The sequence below is a fragment of the Halorubrum tibetense genome, from assembly GCF_042661865.1.
GTDB lineage: Archaea > Halobacteriota > Halobacteria > Halobacteriales > Haloferacaceae > Halorubrum > Halorubrum tibetense.
In genome coordinates, this window is record NZ_JBHSWW010000431.1 from 1 (window position 1) to 1,411 (window position 1,411).

Consider the following 1,411-nt stretch of genomic DNA (forward strand, 5'->3'; position numbering starts at 1 on the left):
CCGCCGTCGGCGATGATGTTCCCGTTGTCGTGGACGAGCCGCCACCGCCACTGCTCGGCGCTGTCCTCGTACAGCTCGAAGGCGGCCTTGCTCGCGGCGGCGTCCGCGTCGACCTCGCCGTCCGCCTCGTCGAACTCCATCGACAGGTCGAGGCTCACCGTGCCGTCCTCGCGTTCGACCTCCACCTCGAACGCGGGTTCGTCGCCGGGGTCGACGGTCACCGTGCCGGCGTCGTCGACGGGTGCGGGCTCGCCGCGACCGAACGCGTTTGCGAGCCGGCGGAAGTACGTGGCCAACGCCTGTCGGGTTCGGGACCCCTCGGACTCGTGGATCGTCTCTTCGGGCATGCGTCGGGAGCTCGCTGCGAGCACACAAAACCCTATGCCCGAACCGGTGTGGCGGGCGGCTGCGGCGCGATGAGGGGCCAATCACTGCCGCCGAACGGCCTTTATATACTGATCCGTCGCGGCCGGACCCGAACGGCCTTTATATACTGATCCGTCGCGGCCGGACCCGAACGGCCCTTATATACCGATCCGTCGCGGCCGGACCCGAACGGCCTTTATATACTGATCCGTCGCGGCCGGGCCCGAACTCCCGTATCAGCCGATCCGCCACGTCCACCCCGAGCGACCCTTATAAGCCGGCTCGCCGTGACGGGTCGTACATGACCGCGTCACGCGCGCCGGCGGACCCGACGGTCCGCGAGTTCGAGGCGACCGTCGAACGCGTCGACGACCGGGAGGTCGTCCTCGACGAGACGTACTTCTACCCGGCCTCCGGCGGCCAGCCCGCCGACCGGGGCACGCTCGGCGGGGTACTGCTAGCGGACGTCCGCGACCGCGACGGGGAGGTCGTCCACGTCCTCGCGGACCCGCCAGGGTTCGCCGTCGGCGACGCGGTCGGCGGTGTCGTCGACGACGAGTTCCGCACCTACTGCACCCGCGCACACACGGCGTCACACGTCCTCTACGGCGCCGCACGGCGGATCACGGACGAGCTCGGCTACGCCGGGTTCGACGTCTCGCCGGAGAAGGTCCGCGTCGACCTCACGACAGCCGAGCCGCTCGACGACGCGGACCTCGTCGAGCTCGAACGCCTCTCGAACCGCGCGGTGTGGGAGTCCCGTCCGGTGTCGTGGGAGACGCTCCCCGAGGCGGAAGCCCGCGCGCTCGACGGTATCGCGTTCAACGACAAGACGGAGGAGGGCGCGATGAGCGGCCACGAGGACGTGCGGGTCGTCACCGTCGAGGGCTGGGACGTGGCAGCCTGTGGCGGCACCCACGTCGCGAACACCGCCGAGATCGGGCCGATCGCGGCGCTGGACCGCTCGAACCCGGGAGAGGGTGTCACTCGCGTCGAGTTCGCCGTCGGCCCGACCGCGATCGACCGGACCGCCGACGTTCACACC

At 70.4% G+C, this 1,411-nt stretch carries 2 protein-coding genes; one reads left to right on the forward strand and one right to left on the reverse strand.

What is annotated here, in order from left to right:
* Positions 1 to 347, reverse strand: a 347-nt coding sequence (locus ACFQEU_RS15865) for an amphi-Trp domain-containing protein (RefSeq protein WP_379783737.1), incomplete at its 3' end; no start/stop codon positions are given.
* A 320-nt stretch (positions 348 to 667) separates the two neighbouring features.
* Here ACFQEU_RS15865 and ACFQEU_RS15870 point away from each other — a divergent pair.
* Positions 668 to 1,411, forward strand: a 744-nt coding sequence (locus tag ACFQEU_RS15870; protein ID WP_379783739.1) for an alanyl-tRNA editing protein, incomplete at its 3' end; no start/stop codon positions are given.